A 19,868-nucleotide genomic window follows, 5' to 3' on the forward strand; every position below is an offset into this window, starting at 1 on the left:
CACAAGTGAACGGACCTCTCCGATGAGACACCTCCTGGCAGTCGCCGCCGGACTGGCCGTCCTCGCCGTGTCCGCCTGCTCCGCACCCACCCCGCCCTGGCCAAGGCCCTGACCTTGCTGCACAAGTGAACGGACCTCTCCGATGAGACACCTCCTGGCAGTCGCCGCCGGACTGGCCGTCCTCGCCGTGTCCGCCTGCTCCGCACCCACCCCGCCCCGCTCCGCCGCTCCCTCGGCCACACCCACCGGCCCGGCCACCCTGCCCGCCCCCACCGGCCCCCACCCCGTCGGCACCACCGCCCTGTACCTCAACGACACCTCCCGCCCCGACCCCTGGGACCTCGACGCCACAACCAGACAGCTCAAGGTCACCCTCTGGTACCCGACCAAGCAGCGCGACGGACAGCGAGCCCCGTACATGACCCCCAAGGAATCCGAGCTCACCCTGAAGGGAGGCAGGATCGCGGGCGTCCCGGACGACACCCTGAGCAAGACCCGAACGAACGCCACCAAAGACGCCGAACCCACAGGCCGCGACCTTCCCCTGGTGGTGCTCTCCCCCGGCTTCACCAAACCGATGAGCACGCTCACCGCCCTGGCCGAGGACCTGGCCAGCCGCGGCTACGTCGTCGCGGGCATCGACCACACCTACGAGAGCTACGCCACGACCCTCGCCGACGGGCGCGTCGCCGAATGCCTCGCCTGCGACAGCGACGCCGACCCCGGCTTCGGCACAGGCCTGGTCGCGGGCCGGGCCGCCGACGTCTCGTTCGTGCTCGACCAACTGCCCTCGACCTGGAACGGCGCCGACCGGATCGACCGCTCCCACATCGCCATGGTCGGCCAGTCCATCGGCGGGGCCGGCGCCATGGCGACCATGGTGAAGGACCCCCGGATACGCGCCGGTATCGACATGGACGGCACCACCTACGCCCGGATCCCCAAAACCGGATTCTCCCGTCCCTTCATGTTCATCGGTTTACCGCAGCACGTCCCCGGCGGCCGCGACAACTCGTGGGAGCGCGACTGGAAACTGCTCACCGGCTGGAAGCGCTGGATCGTGCTGTCAGGCGCGGACCACCAATCCTTCACCGACCTCCCGCTCCTGTCAGGCGCCCTCGGCATCAAACCCTCCTACGGCATCCTGCCCGCGGCGCGCGCCGCCGAGCTCACCCGTACGTACGTGGCGGCCTTCCTCGACCAGCACCTGAAATCGCAACGGCAGCCCCTCCTGGACAAGCCGTCCGCACGCTACCCCGAGGTCAAATTCTGCCCCGCGACCTGCGGCCAATCCTGAGATCCGTCGTGGAGCCCGTGGTTCTGCGCTGTTCTGGATGGGGTTTGCCCCAGCCGACGCCCTTTACATTGTAGATTTCTACCGGCGCTAACCCCAGGTGAGCGGGTCGAGGTGGAGGTAGAACCGCTCGCGGTCACGGTCGAGGACGATGCCGTACCGCTCGGCGAACCTCTCGTCCGCCAAGCTCGCCTCCCGCTCGTCGGGCCACGTCTCCCGCGCGTTGGCGAGCAGGAGCGCGATGTCGGCGTAGGGGTCGGCCCGTCCGAGGCGGCCGAGGTCGATGAAGCCCGCCACGTCCAGGGTCTCCGGGTCGAGGATGATGTTGGGCAGGCACAGGTCGCCGTGGCAGACGACCGTCTCGGCGGCCTCCTGCGCGAGGCGGTGCTCCAGCTGGGGCTCGAGGCGGGCGAGCAGTTCGCCGGCGGGCGTGTCCTGTTGTTCTTCCGGGAGGAACGCGGGGTTGACCGCGCCCCGCGCGACGACGTCGCGGGCCGTGGCGAACATCCATGTGAGATCCCGCGCGAACGGGCACCCGCGAGCGGGCAGGTCGTGCAGGCGGCGTACGGCATCCGCGATCTTCTCCCAGGCCGCCCGCAGCTCCGCGGCCGGGACCCGATCGGCGGGGACGCCCGCGACGGCGCTGGTCACCAGGCGGGCGCCGTCGGCCGTGGCGCGCCAGTCGAGGACGCGCGGGCCCGGAACGCCCTGCGCGCCCAGCCACTCGGCGCGGTCCCGCTCCTCCTCCAGCGAGGTCACGGAACCGGCGGGGACGCACTTGGCGTATCGGGTGCCGTCCTCGGAGCGGAAGACATCGGCCCCGGACTCGCCGCCGGTGACGGGGATCCATCCGTCCCCGTCGCGGCCGTCGTACAGCAGTGCCCGCAAGGCCGATGTCGAGTCGATCATGTGAACCACCCTAGCCGCCGGGGCCGACCGTGAAGCCCGCCTCCCCCTCGCTGGGGAGGGGCCTGCCTCTTACGGGGGTGCCCGGGCACCCCCGCCGGCCGCGAGGCTCCTGCCATGCGTCTACACATCGAGGTCCGTACGCTCGTGCTGGTGCGCCGCGTCGCCGGGTTCGGCGCGGCGGCGGCGATGTCTCTTTACCTGCTGGTCAAGCTGGTCTGGATCGCCGCCGAGGTGTGGCAGGGCACGGCCCAGTGGGTGCTGCTCAACGCGATCACGGTGGTGATGGCGCTGGCCGGCGCCGCGCTGGGCCTGGCGCTGGCCCAGTCGTGGGGGACGCGACTGCCGGGCTGGCTGGTGCTGCCGCTCGGCTGGGTCGCCGGCGGCTTCCTGGTTTCCATGATCCCGTACATGATCGTCGCCAGCCTGGTGGCGCCGAGCGCGCCCGAGCCGGCGGCCACCACGCCGGCCTGGGAGAGCGCGCTCATCGGCGTCGGGTTCGCCGGCATGGCGGTGGCGCTGGTCGTGGGCCTGCCGCTCTTCCTGCGTGAACGATGGCCCCGCGCCTTCACCGGACGGGTGGGCCGGGAACGAGCGGACGGCCGCTTCCTTTGGGTGTTGCCGCCGCTCGGAGTGCTCACCGCGACCTGGATCTCCTGGGCCGCGGGCAGCACCTACGGGCTGCTCACGGTGTGCGACACCCAGGGCAGGCTCCTCATGGCCAACAGCGCGCTGTGCGCGGCGGGCGCCGGTTGGAGCCTGTGGACGCTCGGCCCGTGGGGCAGCGGGCGGACGCCGGTGTGGCTGCCCATGGCCGTGGGGTTCGTCGCCTCCGGGTCGTTGTTCTCATGGGGAGCGTGGCGGCTGGCGTGGCTGGTGGCCGGAACGTACCAGCCGGTCGAACTTCGCGGGGTGGCCGTGGCCGAGCACTGCGTCGCCGTGGTCGCGGGCCTCGCCGTCCTGGTGGCGTTGACGCAGGCGTACGGGCGCCGGTGAGAGTGCACGCTGCGGGTTGGGTCAGGGGGCCTGGACGAGCGGTTGCAGCACCGTGAGGCCGTAGGACTCCGCCGGTGACGGCGGGGCGGCCTCCGGTGCGGTGCGGCGGAACGTGGTGGGCGCCATCCCGTAGATCGCGCGGAAGCGGCGGGAGAAGTGGTAGGCGTCCGCGAAGCCGCACTGCGCGGCGATCGCCCGCATGGACAGGTTGCTCTGCCACAGGAGCGGTTCGGCCCTGGTCAGGCGGAGGAGTTCGAGGGCGGCGACCGGACCGACCCCGAACGTGCGGCGGAACGTCCGGCACAGCGTGCTCGGCGAGACCCGGGCAGCCGAGGCGAGCTCCCGCATCGGCACCGGCCTGGCCACCCCGTCGGACCAGTGCTCGCGCACCGCGCGCAGCATCGCGGTCACCGGTGACGGCAGGGCCGAGGGCGGGCGCTGCGCCGGCGCCGGATCGGCCAGGAATGTCAGCACCAGCAGGCGCAGCGTCTCGCAGGCCTGGACCCGCCACCGCGGCGGGCACTCGGCGCCCAGCCAGAGCAGATACTGGCACAGGGCGCCCATCGGGTCGTGCCGCCCGGTCAGGTCCCGTACCAGCGGCCAGTCCGCCGGCACCTGACCCGTGAGCGTGAAATGCACGTACGCGTGCCGGGTCGGGGTGCGGGGATCCCAGCGGAACGCGTCACGCATACCCGGCCGGATGAGCAGCAGCTTTCCCGGGGTCAGCGACAGCGCGACGTCGTCCCACAGCCAGGTGGCACTGCCGCGGAGCAGCCAGACGAACTGGTACGACCTGGCCTCCCGCGGGCCGAACGTCGAGCCGGGCGGATAGTCCGCGACACTCGGCTCGAGCCGGGCCACCAGATCGACGGAGATCGTCATCTGTCACAGCCGCCGTCGCGATTCGGGCGGATCCGCGGCCGGCGCACGTCCTGGAGCCCTTTGTAGGCGTACGGGTCGGTGCCGGCGACGAGGACGACGTCCCGGAAGTCCGCCTGCGCCATGCCCGTCCCCTCCGCCGGGACGGCCCAGGGCAGCAGGGACTCGGCGCTCATGTAGTGGTTGACCAGCGCCCGCCGGTAACCCCGCCGTCCGGTGTTGGGCAGCGACCTGTGCAACAGGTAGCCGTTGAACACCACCACGGTCCCCGCCGCGACCTCGACGGGCACCGCGTCGGAGTCGCCGAACGGGAAGCCGTAGGACTCCACCGTGCAGTCGTAGCGGGGGTCGTCGTGCTCGCGGTTCGGGTAGAGCACGCCGCGCCGGTGCGATCCGGGCAGCACCCAGAGGCACCCGTTCTCCACGGTGGCGTCGTCGAGCGCGATCCAGGCCGCCGCGAGCGAACGGTCGCGGGTCGGGATGAACAGCTCGTCCTGGTGCCAGGCCTGCCCCGGCTCACCCTCGGACTTGATGAACAACATCGACTGCATCGCCTTGACGTTCGGGCCGATCAGCGAGGTCAGCGCCGAGACGATCGCCGGATGGCGCATCGTGTCGAGCATCAGGCCGGACAGCTTGTGCGGGTAGTGGACGCACAGGAACCTGCGCAGCACGTCGTCGTCGCTGTCGGCGTCCCCGGCGGGGAGCGCGCCGCTGATGTCGCCGAGCTCGCCCCGGCAGATGCGGACGGCCTCTTCGAGCAGCTCGCCCACCTCGCCGGGGTCGAGGGCGCGGTCGAGGACGAGGTAGCCGTCGCGCTCGTACGGGGACTTCAGGTCGGGGTTCGTCATCGCCCCATCATCGCCATCGCGGCCCGGTCCCGGCCATGGCCCGATCACGCATCCGGATGGCGAATCGTGTCATCCGCCGACGCCACCTGGGACGAGGAGGCGTCGGCGTAGCGGCGGGCCAGGTGCGCGAAGGCGTCCTTGAGCGCGGCAGGGCCGACGACCTCGATGTCGGCGTCGAACCTGCCGACGCTCGCGGCCAGCCCGACCCAGGACCAGGACCCCAGGATGAGCCGGCACCGGTCCGGGCCGAGCTCCTCGACCACCCCGTCGTGAACGTAGGGGGACACGGCGGCGGCCGGCAGGCCGAGGATGACCTCGCCGCGGCAGGGCCAGTCGCCGGAGCCGCCGGAGCCCCGGAACCGATCGGCCACGAAGGCGGCCACCCCTCCCCCGGGCAGCTCGCGCGGCGCGAAACGGGGCCCCGTGGGGACGCGCGGCGTGATCCGGTCGGCCCGGAAGGTCCGCCAGTCCTCCCGGTCGAGATCCCATGCCACGAGATACCAGCGCCCGCCCCAGGTGACGAGGTGGTGGGGCTCCACGCGGCGCGGCGGGCCGCCGTCGTCGCCTCCCGGCGAGGCGTAGTCGAAACGCAGCACCTCCCGGGCACGTACGGCGGTGCCGACGGACACCAGCACCCCGCTGTCGACCTGGGGATCCGGCGCGTACCGCTCGACGGCGATGATCTGGAGTGCGTCGATGCGGTGGCGCAGCCGTGCGGGCATGACCTGCCGGACGGTGGTCAGCGCGCGGGCCGCGGCCTCCTCGATGCCGGCGCCGGTCGTGGTCGCGGCCTGGAGCGCGATGGCCAGGGCGACGGCCTGCTCGTCGTCGAACAGCAGCGGCGGCAGCCGCGTACCGGCGTCGAGCCGGTAACCGCCCTCGGGTCCCTTGGTGGCCACGATCGGATAGCCGAGCTCACGCAGCCGGTCGACATCGCGGCGCACGGTGCGCGGGCTGATGCCGAGGCGCTCGGCCAGCAGCGCTCCCGGCCAGTCCCGGGGTGCCTGGAGCAGCGAGAGCAACGACAGCAGCCGAGCCGAGGTTTTCTGCACCCGTCCAGTATCGCCCGGAGAAGAGGCCACAACCTGACCGCTACCCCTGGAATTGTGGTCGGCGACCGGAAAGACGACCGACCAAGGAGCACATCATGTCCGTGAACACCGTGACCCATCTGAACTTCCGCGGAGACGCCCGGGCGGCGCTCGCGTTCTACCAGTCCGTGTTCGGCGGGGACCTGGCCGTGGTCACCTACAAGGACGCCGGCAACGTGCAGGAGCCGGCCGAGGCCGACCGGGTCATGTGGGGCCAGGTGAGCGCCGCCGGCGAATTCGAGGTCATGGCCTACGACGTGCCCTCGCGCCTGCCGTACAGCCGGGGAGAGAACGCGTTCTTCGTCTCGGTGCGCGGCGAGACGGCCGAGGAGATCACCGCGTACTGGGAGAGGCTGTCCGACGGGGCGACCGTGCTGCAGCCTCTGGGGCCCGCGCAGTGGGCCCCGCTGTACGGGATGCTGACGGACCGGTTCGGCGTGACCTGGGTCATCGACGTCGCCGCCCAGTACTGATCATCACAGAACGCGCTGCGGCAGGATGATCGCATGACTGTGCTCGACACCCGGACACTCAACCGCGCGACGCTGGCGCGGCAGCTACTGCTCGACCGCGCCGACTTACCGGTGCGGGACGCCGTCGCGCACCTGTGCGGCCTGCAGGCGCAGGAACCGCAGGAGCCGTTCGTGGGGCTCTGGTCGCGGCTGCGCGCGTTCGAACCGGCGGCGCTCTCGGACCTGCTGACCGGGCGACGCCTGGTGCGGACCATTCTCATGCGCCGCACCGTTCACCTCCTCACCGCGGAGGACGCCCTGGCCTGGCGCGCCCGCCACGACGCCATGCTGCGCCAGCGCATGCTCGGGACCTACCGCCGCGAGCTCGACGGGGTGGACCTCGACGAGCTCCTGGCGGCGGGCCGGGCGCTGATGGCCGACGGGGAGCCCCGCTCGATGGGCGAGATCGGGCGGGCGGTCGCCGAGCGCTGGCCGGCGCCGGGACCGCGCGTGCTGGGCGAGATGCTGGTCGCCGCCCTCATCCCGATGGTGCAGCTGCCGCCGCGCGGGCTGTGGCGGACGAAGGCGGGCGTGAGCAACGCGCTGCTGTCCTCCTGGCTCGGCCGGGAGATCGACCCGCCCGCCCCGAACGGCTCGGACCCGGTCGGCGAGGCGCTGGTGCGGCGCTACCTGGCCGCCTACGGCCCGGCGGCCTCGGCCGACCTGCGCGCCTGGTGCGGCCTGGCCGGGCTGCCGGGCGCGGTGGCCGCGGTACGCCCCGAGCTCGTCTCCTTCCGCGACGAGCGCGGCCGGGAGCTGCTGGACCTGCCCGACGCGCCGCGTCCCGACCCCGGCACGCCCGCGCCGGTGCGGTTCCTGCCCGCCTTCGACAACGCGATCCTCGGCTACCACGACCGCGGCCGGATCATCGACGACGCCCACCGCGGCCCGTCGGTCGCCGGGGCCCGCGTGGTCCTGGTCGACGGCCGGGTCCGCGCGACCTGGACCGTCGAGGACGGCACGGTGGCCGTCACGCCACTGGGCCGCCTGTCCGGAGCCGACCGCGACGCCGTCGGCGAGCAGGGGCGGGCGCTGGCGGCGTTCCTGTCCGACGGCGACAGCCACCGCGTGCGGATCGGCGACGGCTGAGGTCACCAGCCCGGCGTTCGCGTCACCCCATGATGACCGTGAGGTCGAACGTGCCCTGGTGCGGGATGCGGAGGGCGTGGAAGCGGCGGGCGCCGTCGCGGAAGTAGCGCACGCTGCCGGCCGCCAGGGTCGCCTGCAAAGGGGTGTTCCAGCGCAGGCGGATCGTGGTGCGGCCCCTGCGGAGGTCGAACCCGTCGGCGGTGGCGGTGGTCGTGCCGCCGAACGCCGCCCGGGTGCCGTCGGTGAAGGTGAGGACGTCCGTGGGATGCAGGACGAGGGGGATCTGCTCGGTGGCGGCGGCGTTCGCCGTGACCGTGCGCCGGATCGTCCGGCGGGTGACCAGGACGTCCGTGGTGACGTTCGCGTTGCCGTAGCGGATGCCGAGGGCGGCGGGGGCCCGGCCGCCGCTCCATTCGCGGCCGCCTGGGGCGCCGTGGAAGTAGGTGGCGGGCAGGGAGCCGTCGGAGTCGGGCGCCTGGCCGGGGAAGACGGTGGACCAGCAGGCGTAGTCGTTGTCGTTGAGCCCGCAGATGATCGTGCCGGCGTCGGGGTGCCACAGGAAGGTGAGGCCGGTACGGCTGCGGGAGGCGCGCGTGCCGAAGTAGCCGCCCAGGTACAGGCCGGGCTTGCGGACGTACAGGAAGTCCTGGCTGCCGTCCCTGCGCAGCTCGGCGAAGTCGTTCGAGCGCAGGTAGGGCAGGTCCGCGATGGCCTCGGCCCGCTGCCGCCTGCTGGGGAACCGCTCGCCGTACAGGCCGTGGGTGAGGATGCGGGGCGAGGTGTCCTGCTTGGCGAGCGGCGTCACCGGGTCGGTGGAGGCCGCCCAGGCCGTACGGGCGTCGGCCAGGTCCTCGCGGGCGGTCATGAAGGCCGACAGCAGCGGCACCTGGCGGGTGAACGTCCAGTTGAGCGCGGTCCTGTCGGGGTCGGGCCGGACCTCGTCGTACCAGCGGGCGCTGGTGCGGGTGGAGGGGGCGACGTTGACCAGGTATCCGGCGCCGTCGGGCTCGCGCAGCAGGTTGTAGGACAGGAAGCCGGTGAACGCGCGGGCCATGTCCACCAGGTGCGCGTCCTGGCTGTGGAGGTAGGCGTCGGCCAGCTCGGGGAGCATGACCTCGAAGTTGTAGTTCATGTCGTGGCCGCCCTCCTCGTAGAAGAAGCCGGCGGGGCTCTGGCCGACCGCGGGGAGCCGGGCGAACGCCTCGGTCAGGCGGGTGGCGAGCGCGGGTTCGGGGTCGAGCCGGAGCGCGTGCGTGGCCCCTGCCAGGCCCGAGGTGGTCTGGTTCGCCCAGGTGAGGCGATCTTGCCAGACGACCCGGTTGCCGGCGTCCAGGAACCACGTCATGGCCTTGCGCAACGCGGCGGTGAGCTGCGCCTGCCGCGCGGGCAGCGCCCCGGACGCGCGCAGGAGGCGCAGGGTCTTGGCCAGGTAGCCGAGGCCGAACCCGGTGGGGGCCAGGCCATGCTGGTCACGGCTGTACTCGGGGAAGGAGCCGTCGGGGTGCTGGAGTGACAGGTAGTGGCCGAGCGCCGCGTCGAGCGCGGCCAGCAGGCTCGCGTCCCCGGCGTACGGGTTCCACGGGCGGGCATTGGCGTGGAACCAGGCCAGCGTGAAGACGTGCTCCTGCACGCGGGCGTTGTACGACGCCGCCGGCGTACGCCACCAGCCGCCGGCGAAGAAGCCGCTGGAGTCCATGTCGTTGACCATGGGCGCCAGGGTGGCCAGGTACGGCGCGAAGCGCTGCTCGTGGGGGGCGAACGACGTGCGGTCCACAGCCGGCGGCAGGGAGGGGATGGCGGCGAAGGCGGCGCCGGGCGCGAGCACGGGGACGGCCGGGAGCAGCGCGGCGGCGCGGAGGAGGGTGCGGCGGGAGAGCATGGTCAGCCTTTCAGACCGGTGTGCGCGAGCCCCTCGATGAACTGCCGCTGGGCCAGCACGAAGACGACCAGGATGGGCAGGGCGGTCATCGTGGCGGCGGACAGCTGCACGTTCCACAGGGGCGAGCCGTAGGCGTCGACGAACTGGGTGAGCGCCTGCGGCAGGGTGAACTTCGACGGGGTCGACAGGAACACGATGGGTTCGAGATAGAGGTTCCACGAGTGCAGGAAGGTGAAGATGGCGACGGCGCCGAGCGCCGGCCTGGCCAGCGGCAGCACCACCCGGCAGAAGGTGCCGAAGCGGCCGAGCCCGTCGACCCTGGCGGCCTCCTCCAGCTCGTCCGGCAGCGTGATGAAGAACTGCCGCATGATGAACGTCGCCAGCACGCTGGGCGCGCCCAGGATCGGCACCAGGATCAGCGGCCAGTGCGTGTCGGTCATCCCCGCCGCGTGGAACATCTGGAACAGCGGGACGATCGTCACCTCGCTGGGGATCAGCAGGCCGACGAGCACGACCAGGAAGAGCACGTTCTGGCCGGGGAAGCGGATGCGGGCGAAGGCGTAGCCGGCCATCGCGGCCACCGCCATCGTCCCGACGGTCACCACCGCGGCGATGTAGAGGCTGTTGAGGTACTGCTGCCCGAACGGCTGCAGCTCGAAGACCCGGCTGTAGGTGGAGAAGTCGAACCTGGAGGGCACCAGCGCGGGCGGGAAGGCGAAGATGTCGCTGATCGGCTTCACCGACGAGGTGACCATCCACCAGGTCGGGAAGACGAACGGCACGCACAACACGCACAGCAGCGCGTACAACGCGAGCTTGACCCTACGACTCATGGAAGACCCACCTCCGGCGCAGCCGCCACTGCAGCAACGTCAGCGCCGCGACGATCAGGAACAACAGGACCGACAGGGTGGCGCCGTAGCCGAGGTGCCGGAACTGGAAGGCCTGCTGGTACAGGTAGTAGACGAGGACAGTGGTGGACATACCGGGCCCGCCCTGGGTGAGCACGGCGATCTGCGCGAACACCTGCAGCGACCCCACCACGGTGATGATCGAGGTGAGCAGGATCGTCGGGCTGATCAGAGGCACCGTGATGCGCAGGAACCGGGTCCAGGCGCCGGCGCCGTCGAGCTGCGCCGCCTCGTACAGCTGGCGCGGCACGCCCTGGAGCGCGGCCAGGAACAGGACCATGTTGAGCCCCACGTTCTTGACGACCTGGACGACGACGACCGACAGCAGGGCGGTGGTCTCGCCGCGCAGCCAGTTGGGGCCGTCCACGCCCGCCGCGCCGAGCAGGCCGTTGATGCCGCCGTCCTGCTGGAGCAGGAACTGCCAGACGATGGTCCAGGCGACCAGCGACACCAGCACCGGCGAGAAGAACAGCGTGCGGAAGAACGTGGTGCCGCGCAGCCGCTGGTCGAGCAGGATGGCCAGGGTGAGGGCGAGGGCCAGGTTGAGCACGACCAGGCCGACCGAGAAGAGCGCGGTGCTGGTCAGCACCTGCCCCATGTTCGGGTCGGCGAGCAGCTTGGCGTAGTTCTCGCCCCCGACGAACTCGAACGTGCCCGCCAGCACGTTCCACTCCTGGAGGCTGTAGTAGACGACCAGGCCGAGCGGCAGCAGGACGAACAGCGCGCTTCCGGCGAGCTGCGGCGAGATCAGCAGGTAACCGACGAGGGCGTCGCGCCGGGGGATGGTCCAGAAGTGGCGGGGCCGGGCGGCGGCGCGGTCAGCCACCCGGTTGCCGAGATCCGTCACCGCCACGTCATCCGCCCAGCAGCGGCTGGATCTTCGCGCACACGCCGTCCAGCACCGCCTTGACGTCGGCGTCCGGCTTCCACAGCGGGTCGAGTGCGGCCCTGGCGGTCTGGGCGAGCTCGGCCTGCCCCTTGTGGCTGGGCTTGACCACGCCCTTCTCGATGCCGTCGATCACCACCTTCTGGAGCTGATCGCCGTTCAGCAGGGGGCTGGTCTTGGCCATGGTGTCGGCCGTCAGCAGGGAGGTACGCGCGGGCGGGAAGTACGCGGCGAGCTTGGCGGAGTTCGCGGAGTTGGTGAAGTAGGCCAGGAAGTCGGCGGCCTGCGCGGCCCTCGGCGACTTCTTCAGCACGCCGATCCCGGCCTGGCCGATGACCGCGTACTCGCCCTTCGGCCCGGCGGGCAGCGGCACCAGGTCCCACTTGAACGTCGCGTCCTTCAGCATGGCGGCGCGGGAGATCTGGGCGACGGCCATCGCCGTGTCGCCGGAGAAGAAGTCCACGGAGGTGCCCGGCCCCGGCATGGACTTGTCGGTGAAGATCGCCTTGTGCATGAACGTCATGGCTTCGACCATCTCGGGCGCGTTGAACTGGCACGTGCCGCCGTCGTCGCTCCACGCCTTGGCGCCCCAGCCCTGCCAGACGGTGGCGAGGTTGTCCCAGGCCTTGTAGTCGAAGTTGAGGATGGTCAGGCCGTTCTTGCCCTTCGCCGCCACGGCCTTGTTGATCTCGTTGGCGTGCTCCCAGTCCCACTGGCCGGCCTTGATCAGCTCGCGCGGCGCCTTCTGGCCCGCGGCCTTGACCAGGTCGGTGTTGACGAAGACGCCGAAAGGCGAGGTGGAGAACGGGTAGGCGTACAGCTCGCCGTCGCGCTCCCACAGCCGGGTGGCGGCGGGGACCAGCTCGGCCGCGTTCTCGACCTTGCTCTTGAGCGGGACGAGGGCGCCGGAGCCGACGAAGTCGGGGGCGGAGTTCTCGAGGATCCAGGCCAGGTCGGGGGCGTTGCCGCCGGCGATCTGCGTGGTCAGCGTGGTGGTGTAGTTCTCGAACGGGATCGGGTCGAAGGTGATCTCGCCGACCTGCGGGTGGGACGTGCGGTATTCGGCGGCGATCTCCTTGAACAGCTTCAGGTGGGCCTCGTTGGAGGTCCAGATCGACATGCGCAGCGGCTGCGGGCCCTGCGCGGCCGGCGCTTCACCGCCGCCACAGGCGGTGACCGTAAGGAGGGCGGCCAGCGCAAGGGCAGCCAGGGGTGCTTTCATGGGGGATCTCCTTCTGGCGTCAGTAGCCGGTGACGTCGGGCCAGCGCAGCTCCACGCCGTCGCGGACGAGCCGGTCCTGGTAGTCGGCCAGGAGCCGGCCGTCCGCGCGCACGGCGTGCGGCGTGGTGGCGCGGTCCAGGCAGAAGGCGGCGAGCGCGCCGGCCGCCTCCCCGACGTTCCACTCCACCGGGTGCAGGCGGTAGGCGCCGTTGGTGATGTGGGTGGTGCCGATGTTCTTGCAGGCGGGCAGCAGGTTGCTCATCCGCTGCGGGATCAGCGCCCCGAGAGGGATCTCGAACGGGGAGCAGGCGACGTCGATGTAGTTGTCGCCGCCGGTCGACGGGTGCAGGTCGATGCGGTACATGCCCACGCCCACCGAGTCGTGATAGGAGACGGCGCCCTTGTCGCCGCGTACCGCCACGGACAGGTCCTGTTCGGTGACGGTGGTCAGGGCCCGGACGCGCCGGGACTCGCGGATGTAGGGGGCCTGGGCGAGCCCGTCGGCGCCGCCGGTGACGTCGCCGCGCAGCCGCAGGCCCGGATAACCGGTGCCGCCGTCGTGGCGGGGGGCCTCGGTCTGCAGCCAGTACAGCACCGACATCGACAGCTCGCGGGCCGCCGCCAGGTGCCGGTCGGCGTCCGGCACGTCGATGACCGGCCCCTCCAGGTAGTCAATCATCGGCCAGTTGACCAGCGCGATGTCGCTGTCGTACGCGCCCGGCAGGAAGTTGTCGCGGGCGGCGATCCTGCGGAACGTCCACAGGTTGCCGTCCCCCGGGTTGACCCGCTGGTCGGCCGCCACCAGGCGGGGGTCGTCACCCGGGTTCGGGGTGAAGGAACGCTCCACGATCTCCAGCGTCCGCGGGCTCGGGCAGCGCCACGACAGCAGCCGGTCGCCCCAGAAGGGCGGCTGGTAGGCGCGCCAGAAGTCGTACGACGCGGGCTTGTCGACGGTGTGGTCACCGTCCACGTGGTCGATCGCGAAGCACACGGACACGGCCTGCATGTTCATCGGCTGCGCCGCCGCCGGGGCGCTCGGCTCGCCGGTGTCGGCCTGCGACTCGAAGCCGGTCACGTACTCGGTGCCGGTCAGCGGCAGCAGCTCGCCGGTCTCGGTGGCGTCCAGCACGTACGGCGCCACCGCGGTGATCTCATCGCCCCCGTCGCGGTGCGCGAGCCGCACGGCCGTGACGCGGTCGCCGTCCACCTCGGCCCCGACCGGCCGGTACGGCTGGAGCACGCGCAGCCTGCCCGATCCCCGGTACGGGGCCAGCATGGCCTCGATGACCGCGACCGCGACCCTGGGCTCGTGGCACAACTTGCTGACGTGCCCGGCGCCCGGGTTCAGCTCCGGCCACGCCCGCGCCCGCTCGGTCAGCGGGTAATGGTCGCGGTAGTAGCGCCGGATGCCGTCACGCAGCGCGCGGTAGCTCGCCGTGACGCCGAACCGCTCCACCCAGGTGTGCTCGTCCGGCGGCACCGCCTGGCTGGTGAGCTGGCCGCCCAGCCAGTCGTACTCCTCGGTGAGCACCACCGATCGCCCGGCCCGCAGCAGGGCCAGCGCGGCGGCCACGCCGCCCAGCCCACCGCCGACTACGAGCGCGTCTGCCGATATCTCAACCACGTGGGGGATTACCTCTCCTCATGTACGGGTGCCAGCGTCGATCCCTCGACCAGCTCGCACACCAGCAGTTCCTGCGGGATGCCGCCGCGTTCCAGCACCTGGGTGAGCAGCTCGACGGCCCTGCGGCCCATCTCCCGCCGGGGGATGCGGAGCCCGGAGAAGTCGATGTCGGTCGACACCGGCCTCGTGGGCGCGCCCATCGCGACCATGGACAGGTCGCGCGGCACGTCCAGCCCGCGGGCCTCGGCGGCCTCGGCGATGGCCACGCCGTCGGCCAGTTCCTCGGCGAACACCACGGTCGCGCCACAGTCGAACAGCCCGTCCGCGGTGGTCAGGTGCAGCCCCTCGACGCCGGTCGCGGCCACCCCTTCGGTGAAACCGCGAAACCGGTCGGCGTAGGACTCCGGGCCCTCCCCCGCTCCGACGTAGGCCATCCGCCGGTGCCCGAGCGCCGCCGCCCGCTCGACCAGCGCGCGCACCGCCGGCGGGTAGTCCGCTCCGACGTACGGCACCGGCCCGCCCGCGTCGTCGCGGCGGCCGACCGAGACGAACGGAATGCCCTCGGACAGCAGCCTGGACAGATCCTCCCGGTCGATCGTCCGGCCGAGCAGGACGCATCCGTCGGCCAGCCGGATCCGGCTCTCCGCGCTGAAGATCCGCCGCCGCTCCCCCTGCTGCACCTTGGCGCTGGTGAACAGCAGCAGGTCGCAGCCCGCCTCCTCGACGCACTCCTCGATCCCGACCAGGAACGGGTGATAGAAGTCGGCGCTCTCCGCGGGGAAGACGGCCTCGTAGGTGAACACGCCGTAGATGCGGTTGCGCCGTTCGACGAGCCGGCGCGCGGCGGGGTCGGCCACGTACCCGGTCTCCCTGATCACTTGAAGGACCCGATCGCGGGTTTCGGGCGAGATCCGTACCTCGCCCTCGGCCCTTCCGTTGAGCACCAGGGACACCGTCGTCTGGCTCACTCCAGCCATGCGCGCGATGTCCTGCTGCGTCAGCCGCCGCCCTGAAGCAGTCACAGTGCGTATCACCTGTCGTTTCGATAATGCGTATTAGTTCGGTCATTCTGGGACCGGGCAGAACTGGGCGTCAAGAGATAATCGCTGAGTAATTCGTATTATCAGGTGGTACGGCTTCCTCCGGGCATGGCAACATACAGTGACGCCGGCGACGGCGGGCCGAAGGCATTGCCGGCCGCACGGCGCCCATCGCCTGTCGCGACCAGGATCGGAGGGCATGTTGACCATCCATCAATCAGGCCGGGACTTACGTCCGCCCACCCGACGCGGCGTGTTACGCGGCGCCGCTTCTCTGGGTGCCGGGTCTTTGGGCGCCGTGGCCGCCGCCGGCCTCGTCGCCCGGCCGGCCACCGCCGGGACCGCCGCCCAGCCGGCGGGCATGCCGGTGTTCCGATACGTGCGGGACGCTCTGGCCCTCCCCCTGCACTACAACCGCACCGGGGAGTTCATCTTCCCCTGCATCAGAGGGGTGTACGACAAGCTCGACAACCCGCGCTCGCGCTACTACCTCTACTACGCCCCTCATGAGAACCCCGGCGGCATCTGCGTGGCCTTCAGCGACACCTTGGAGGGCCCGTTCCACGACTACAGCGGCAACCCGATCATCGACAGGTACCTGCCCACCACGACGGTCAGCCACGTGTCCTCGCCGCACGTCACCTGGGACGCCGCCACGAAGCAGTTCTTCTGCTACTTCCACGGCGAGAACTTCACCACCCGCGTGGCCCGCTCCACCGACGGCATCACCTTCACCGACGAGACCCCCATCCTGAGCACCCGCCTGGTGTCCGGCACCTCCGAGACCTCCTACGCCCGGGTCTTCGAGCATTCCCTTCCGGGCCGCGGCAACAAGTACGTCATGGTCTTCATGGGCGTGAAGAACGGCCGCCGCCTCTTCTACGGCTGGTCCCCCAACGGCTGGGACGGCTGGCAGTTCAGCCGGCAACCGCTGGTCAACCCCGAACCCGACGGCGTGACCGACATCTCAGGCCCGTCCCTGGTCAAGCGCAACGGCACCACGTACGTCGCGTACCACGGCAACGACGGCAACATGCGCATCACCGAGGTCGGCAACGCCTTCGACAAGGAGGTCCACCTCGGCGTCTTCCACTCGCCGATCGCCTCGGACAACGGCCGCGTGGCCGCGCCCTCGTTCGGCACCCAGGGTGGGGTCGAGTTCATGTTCTACGAGGCCAGGCCCCGGCTGCAGGCTCGCATCTGCATCGCCCGCGCCGTTCCCGCCTGACCTGCCCGCGCGTCCGGGCACCCGCTTGCCCGCCGACGACCTCGCTGTCAGGCCGGCCCCCCGGAGCGACCCGTCCTGACAGCGACGCCCGCCTCTTCCTCACCGAACACTTCGCGATCGCCCGGTGGGCTGAGTGCCATCACGTCAGGAGTGCGGCGCGATCCGTGCGCATGCCTCCTCCGCACGCACGGTCCTGTCGCGAGCCAGCCGGGCACGGGCCGCCGCTACCGGCCCGCCCCGGGGAGGAGGGCATCGACGAGCAGGTCCAGGAGCCGGCCGGTCTGCTCGGGGGTATCGCGGGCCGCCGTGGCGAGAAAGATGCCCAGGAGCATCGTGGTGACCTCGTCCGGGTCGACGTCCGCACGGAGTGAGCCCGTTTCGGCCCCCTTGGCGAGGATCATCGCGATCGCGGCGGTGATGCGTTCCCTGGTGGTGGAGGTCGGGATACGGCCCGAGGCCTGGCCGGCGCGCAGCGCGTCGGCCATCCCGCGTTTCACCGCACTGAACGCCGCGTACCGCTCCATCCAGGCGCGCAGCGCGATCTGCGGCGGGAACCGTTCGAGCAGGGCGGGGGCGCTCGTGGCGATGTCGTCGAGCTCGGCGGCGTAGACGGCCTCCACCAGCGCTTCGCGGGTGGGGAAATGGCGATAGAGGGTGCCGATCCCGACACCCGCCTCACGGGCGATGCTTTCGAGCGGGACGGTGTCGTCGGCCGCCGCGAAGGCGGTCCGGGCGACGGCGATGAGCGTGTCCCGGTTGCGCTGGGCGTGGGCACGCAGCGGGCGCTGTGTCGCGGCCGGCCGCTCGGCGGAGGTGCCGGCGGACGCCGATTCGGGCGAACTCAAAGCGGAGGAACCTCCGGTATTGCTCTATAGTCAGTCAGAGATAGCGGAGGATCCTCCGTTATCTCTGACATCCTACGTGGACGGGATCCTCATGGCCTCCAGCAACCCCCTTTCCGACGAACAGCCGGTCAACGCCCTTCGGCCCGGCGGCACCGCGCCGTTCGCCGGACGTACCGTCTCCCGCGTCGGCTACGGCACCGCACAGCTCGAACGCCTGCACCACGACCGCGACACGGCCCTGGCGCTCCTGCGCCGCGCGATCGACCTCGGCGTCGACCACATCGACACCGCCCAGTTCTACGGCAACGGCTTCGCCAACGAGCTCCTGCGCGAAGCGATCCGGCCGCAGGACGACGTCATGGTCGTCAGCAAGGTCGGCGCCGACCCCAACCCCGGCGGCCCGATCCCACTGCGCCCCGCACAGCGACCCGAAGAACTCCGCGCCAGCGTCGAGGACAACCTCATCAGCCTCGGCCTGGAGCAGATCCCGGTCGTGAACCTGCGCCGCCTGGACGCCGGCCCCGGACTACGGGCCACGGGCGACCAGGCAGTCGACCTCGACGACCAGCTCGCCATGATGACGGCGATGCGCGACGAGGGCAAGATCGGCGCGATCGGGCTGGGCAGCGTCACTCTCGACGGGCTGCGCCGGGCGATCCCCGCCGGCATCGCCTGCGTACAGAACGCCTACAGCCTCGTCACCCGCGACGACGAGGCCCTGCTCCAGCTGTGCCAGGCCGAGGGGATCGCCTGGGTCCCGTTCTTCCCCCTCGGCGGCGCCTTCCCTCAGATGCCGAAGGTGACCGACGAGGCGGCCGTCCTCACCGCGGCGGCGTCCCTCGACCGCACACCCTCACAGGTCGGCCTCGCCTGGCTGCTGCACCACGCCCCCCACGTCCTGCTCATCCCCGGCACCTCCAGCATCAAGCACCTCGAAGAGAACATCGCCGCCGCCACGATCACCTTCGACCGCGCCACGCTCAACACGCTCGACGCCGTCCCCTCCCGCTCGGCAGAGGTTCCGCTCGGCTGATCCCCCGCTCGACGCTGAGGTCCGCTGAGGCCGGGATACGGCGTTCGTTCGCGAGCTGGTCGGACACCGCGACGGACCCGACCCCGCCGAAGCCGGCTCAGCCGCGCGCGACGTAGCCGCCGTCTACCGGCAGGGTGACCCCGGTGATATAGCTGGACCGCGGGGAGGCGAGGAAGAGGATCGCTTCGGCGACCTCCTCCGGACGGCCGAGGCGGCCGAGCGGGTTGCCCGTACGCCCCCACTCCTCGAACATCTCTTCACCGAGGGCCTTCACCACGTTGTCGGTCCTGGTGTTGCCAGGGGCGACGGAGTTGACCCGCACCCCGCGATCGCCGAACTCGGCGGCCCAAGAGCGAGTGAGGGCGTCGAGAGCGGCCTTCGTCGCCCCGTACGCGGCGGCGTCCGGGATGCCCTGAAGAGCGGCGATCGAGCTGACATTGACGATGCTGCCGGACCCCTTGGCCCCCATCCTCGGCGCGAGGGCGGCGGTCAGGAAGAACGGCCCCCGCACGTTGGTGTCGAACACCTGCATGAACGACTCCAGATCCTGCTTCGGGGTCGGCATGAAGGGGTAGACGCCCGCGTTGTTGACCAGGATGTCGACGTCACCGGCCTCGTCGGCAAGCCGCTGCAGCGCGTCCAGGTCGTTGAGATCGGTGGGAACGGCACGAGCCCTGCCCCCCGCGGCCTCGATCTCCGCGACCGTCTCGGTGAGGCGATCGGCGCTGCGACCGGCGACGATGACGAAGGCCCCCTCGCGGGCGAGCGCCAGCGCGGCCGCCCGGCCGATGCCCGAGCCGCCTCCGGTCACCAGCGCGGTCTGGTTCTGAAGTTCCATGATCGAGCCCTTGATCAGAGAAATGCCGAGCCTGAGACCGCTCCAGCGAGGACCAGGACCGCGATCACACCCTCTGCCAGCCATCAGCGTTCAGCCCGACTCCCGTGACCGAATATGCCCCTAACCAGCCACAATACACGCGACGTCCGGCGACCCACTCGGGGGCGAAGGTCGGATGTTGGTGAGGTTGTTGCACCATTCTCACCCGGCGCCTTTACGATGTAGATTCGTTCGGCGCAGAAGGACTGGTCGTGCTCTCAGTCCGCACCGCCGAGGCCACCGGGACACCGAGGTCATGGCTCCGCTTTCGACGCCGAACCTGGTCGTCAGCGCCTTCCGAGGAAACAACGATGTACCCGCAGCGGTCGTTATTTTCGGTAGCAGATCGACTACAGAATGTTATATTCCCTGATCAGCTCCCCGAAAGGAAAACCGATGCGACGTTTTTCCGCCCTCTCAGCCATGGCCGCCACCGGCGCGCTCGTGCTCGCCTGCGCCGGTCCCGCCTCCGCCGCGCCAGGGTTCGTACGCCTCTACTCATCTGACGGCCAGGTGGCGACGGTCGTCGATCCGGAGCCCTTCGTCTGCCATCAGGGCTTCGGCGACGACACCGCCGTGGTGAACCGGACCCGGGGCACGATCCTGATCTTCCCGGACTTCGACTGCCGGACCAGGATCTTCGACCCGGTCGAGCCCGGCGAGGACAGGTACGGCAACATCGGCAGCTTCCAGGCGCTCAACTGA

At 71.1% G+C, this 19,868-nt stretch carries 19 protein-coding genes; 7 read left to right on the forward strand and 12 right to left on the reverse strand.

The window, feature by feature from the left end; genetic code table 11:
• The first annotated feature begins 142 nt into the window (after nt 1-142).
• Complete coding sequence (locus tag AB0J87_RS22530; protein ID WP_363967904.1) at nt 143-1,297, forward strand: alpha/beta hydrolase; 1,155 nt, start codon at nt 143-145, stop codon at nt 1,295-1,297.
• Between the two features lie 87 nt (nt 1,298-1,384).
• Here AB0J87_RS22530 and AB0J87_RS22535 read toward each other — a convergent pair whose 3' ends face one another.
• On the reverse strand, nt 1,385-2,203 hold the full coding sequence (locus tag AB0J87_RS22535) for an APH(3'') family aminoglycoside O-phosphotransferase (protein WP_363967906.1): 819 nt from the start codon (nt 2,201-2,203) through the stop codon (nt 1,385-1,387).
• Between the two features lie 114 nt (nt 2,204-2,317).
• Here AB0J87_RS22535 and AB0J87_RS22540 point away from each other — a divergent pair, with 114 nt between their 5' ends.
• The gene (locus tag AB0J87_RS22540) at nt 2,318-3,196 is read left to right on the forward strand and encodes a hypothetical protein (protein ID WP_363967908.1); all 879 of its coding nucleotides are present in this window, start codon (nt 2,318-2,320) and stop codon (nt 3,194-3,196) included.
• Between the two features lie 21 nt (nt 3,197-3,217).
• On the opposite strand, the gene AB0J87_RS22545 is transcribed toward AB0J87_RS22540, so the two are convergent.
• Genes AB0J87_RS22545 through AB0J87_RS22555 form a run of 3 tightly spaced genes read right to left on the reverse strand, consistent with a single transcriptional unit; the run spans nt 3,218 to nt 5,978 of the window.
• Nucleotides 3,218-4,078 (reverse strand): helix-turn-helix domain-containing protein, encoded by an 861-nt coding sequence (locus AB0J87_RS22545; protein WP_363967910.1) that lies wholly within the window; start codon nt 4,076-4,078, stop codon nt 3,218-3,220.
• A complete protein-coding gene (locus AB0J87_RS22550) occupies nt 4,075-4,926 on the reverse strand; it encodes a phytanoyl-CoA dioxygenase family protein (RefSeq protein ID WP_363967912.1) in 852 nt (283 codons plus the stop codon). The genes AB0J87_RS22545 and AB0J87_RS22550 overlap by 4 nt, the downstream gene beginning before the upstream one ends.
• A gap of 44 nt (nt 4,927-4,970) precedes the next feature.
• Complete coding sequence (locus AB0J87_RS22555; RefSeq protein ID WP_363967913.1) at nt 4,971-5,978, reverse strand: WYL domain-containing protein; 1,008 nt, start codon at nt 5,976-5,978, stop codon at nt 4,971-4,973.
• Between the two features lie 95 nt (nt 5,979-6,073).
• On the opposite strand from AB0J87_RS22555, the gene AB0J87_RS22560 reads away from it, so the two are divergent.
• Nucleotides 6,074-6,490 carry a VOC family protein gene (locus tag AB0J87_RS22560; protein ID WP_363967915.1) on the forward strand — a complete coding sequence of 139 codons (417 nt, stop codon included), beginning with the start codon at nt 6,074-6,076 and terminating at the stop codon, nt 6,488-6,490.
• A gap of 33 nt (nt 6,491-6,523) precedes the next feature.
• Nucleotides 6,524-7,618, forward strand: a complete 1,095-nt coding sequence (locus AB0J87_RS22565) for a winged helix DNA-binding domain-containing protein (RefSeq protein WP_363967917.1) — start codon at nt 6,524-6,526, stop codon at nt 7,616-7,618.
• A gap of 22 nt (nt 7,619-7,640) precedes the next feature.
• On the opposite strand, the gene AB0J87_RS22570 is transcribed toward AB0J87_RS22565, so the two are convergent.
• The 6 genes from AB0J87_RS22570 to AB0J87_RS22595 are packed head-to-tail and all read right to left on the reverse strand — an operon-like array spanning nt 7,641 to nt 15,162.
• A complete protein-coding gene (locus AB0J87_RS22570) occupies nt 7,641-9,497 on the reverse strand; it encodes a hypothetical protein (RefSeq protein WP_363967919.1) in 1,857 nt (618 codons plus the stop codon).
• 2 nt (nt 9,498-9,499) lie between these two features.
• Nucleotides 9,500-10,330, reverse strand: coding sequence for a carbohydrate ABC transporter permease (locus tag AB0J87_RS22575; protein ID WP_350742026.1), 831 nt, complete (start codon nt 10,328-10,330; stop codon nt 9,500-9,502).
• The gene (locus AB0J87_RS22580; protein ID WP_355196890.1) at nt 10,320-11,261 is read right to left on the reverse strand and encodes a sugar ABC transporter permease; all 942 of its coding nucleotides are present in this window, start codon (nt 11,259-11,261) and stop codon (nt 10,320-10,322) included. Before AB0J87_RS22580 ends, AB0J87_RS22575 begins: the two co-directional genes overlap by 11 nt.
• Nucleotide 11,262: 1 nt before the next feature.
• A complete protein-coding gene (locus AB0J87_RS22585; RefSeq protein ID WP_363967921.1) occupies nt 11,263-12,516 on the reverse strand; it encodes a sugar ABC transporter substrate-binding protein in 1,254 nt (417 codons plus the stop codon).
• Nucleotides 12,517-12,535: 19 nt separating this feature from the next.
• Complete coding sequence (locus AB0J87_RS22590; RefSeq protein ID WP_363967923.1) at nt 12,536-14,140, reverse strand: FAD-dependent oxidoreductase; 1,605 nt, start codon at nt 14,138-14,140, stop codon at nt 12,536-12,538.
• An 8-nt stretch (nt 14,141-14,148) separates the two neighbouring features.
• A complete protein-coding gene (locus AB0J87_RS22595; protein WP_350742018.1) occupies nt 14,149-15,162 on the reverse strand; it encodes a LacI family DNA-binding transcriptional regulator in 1,014 nt (337 codons plus the stop codon).
• A gap of 316 nt (nt 15,163-15,478) precedes the next feature.
• On the opposite strand from AB0J87_RS22595, the gene AB0J87_RS22600 reads away from it, so the two are divergent.
• Nucleotides 15,479-16,408 carry a hypothetical protein gene (locus tag AB0J87_RS22600; RefSeq protein WP_363969028.1) on the forward strand — a complete coding sequence of 310 codons (930 nt, stop codon included), beginning with the start codon at nt 15,479-15,481 and terminating at the stop codon, nt 16,406-16,408.
• A 224-nt stretch (nt 16,409-16,632) separates the two neighbouring features.
• Here AB0J87_RS22600 and AB0J87_RS22605 read toward each other — a convergent pair whose 3' ends face one another.
• Nucleotides 16,633-17,253, reverse strand: a complete 621-nt coding sequence (locus AB0J87_RS22605) for a helix-turn-helix domain-containing protein (protein ID WP_363967925.1) — start codon at nt 17,251-17,253, stop codon at nt 16,633-16,635.
• A gap of 76 nt (nt 17,254-17,329) precedes the next feature.
• Here AB0J87_RS22605 and AB0J87_RS22610 point away from each other — a divergent pair, with 76 nt between their 5' ends.
• A complete protein-coding gene (locus AB0J87_RS22610; RefSeq protein WP_363967927.1) occupies nt 17,330-18,286 on the forward strand; it encodes an aldo/keto reductase in 957 nt (318 codons plus the stop codon).
• A 97-nt stretch (nt 18,287-18,383) separates the two neighbouring features.
• Here the strand turns inward: AB0J87_RS22610 and AB0J87_RS22615 are convergent, their stop codons facing one another.
• The gene (locus AB0J87_RS22615; RefSeq protein WP_363967929.1) at nt 18,384-19,124 is read right to left on the reverse strand and encodes an SDR family oxidoreductase; all 741 of its coding nucleotides are present in this window, start codon (nt 19,122-19,124) and stop codon (nt 18,384-18,386) included.
• A gap of 435 nt (nt 19,125-19,559) precedes the next feature.
• Here AB0J87_RS22615 and AB0J87_RS22620 point away from each other — a divergent pair, with 435 nt between their 5' ends.
• Nucleotides 19,560-19,868 (forward strand): hypothetical protein, encoded by a 309-nt coding sequence (locus tag AB0J87_RS22620; RefSeq protein WP_363967931.1) that lies wholly within the window; start codon nt 19,560-19,562, stop codon nt 19,866-19,868.

Origin of the sequence: Nonomuraea sp. NPDC049625, from assembly GCF_040675285.1 — a bacterium.
GTDB classification, from domain to species: domain Bacteria; phylum Actinomycetota; class Actinomycetes; order Streptosporangiales; family Streptosporangiaceae; genus Nonomuraea; species Nonomuraea angiospora_A.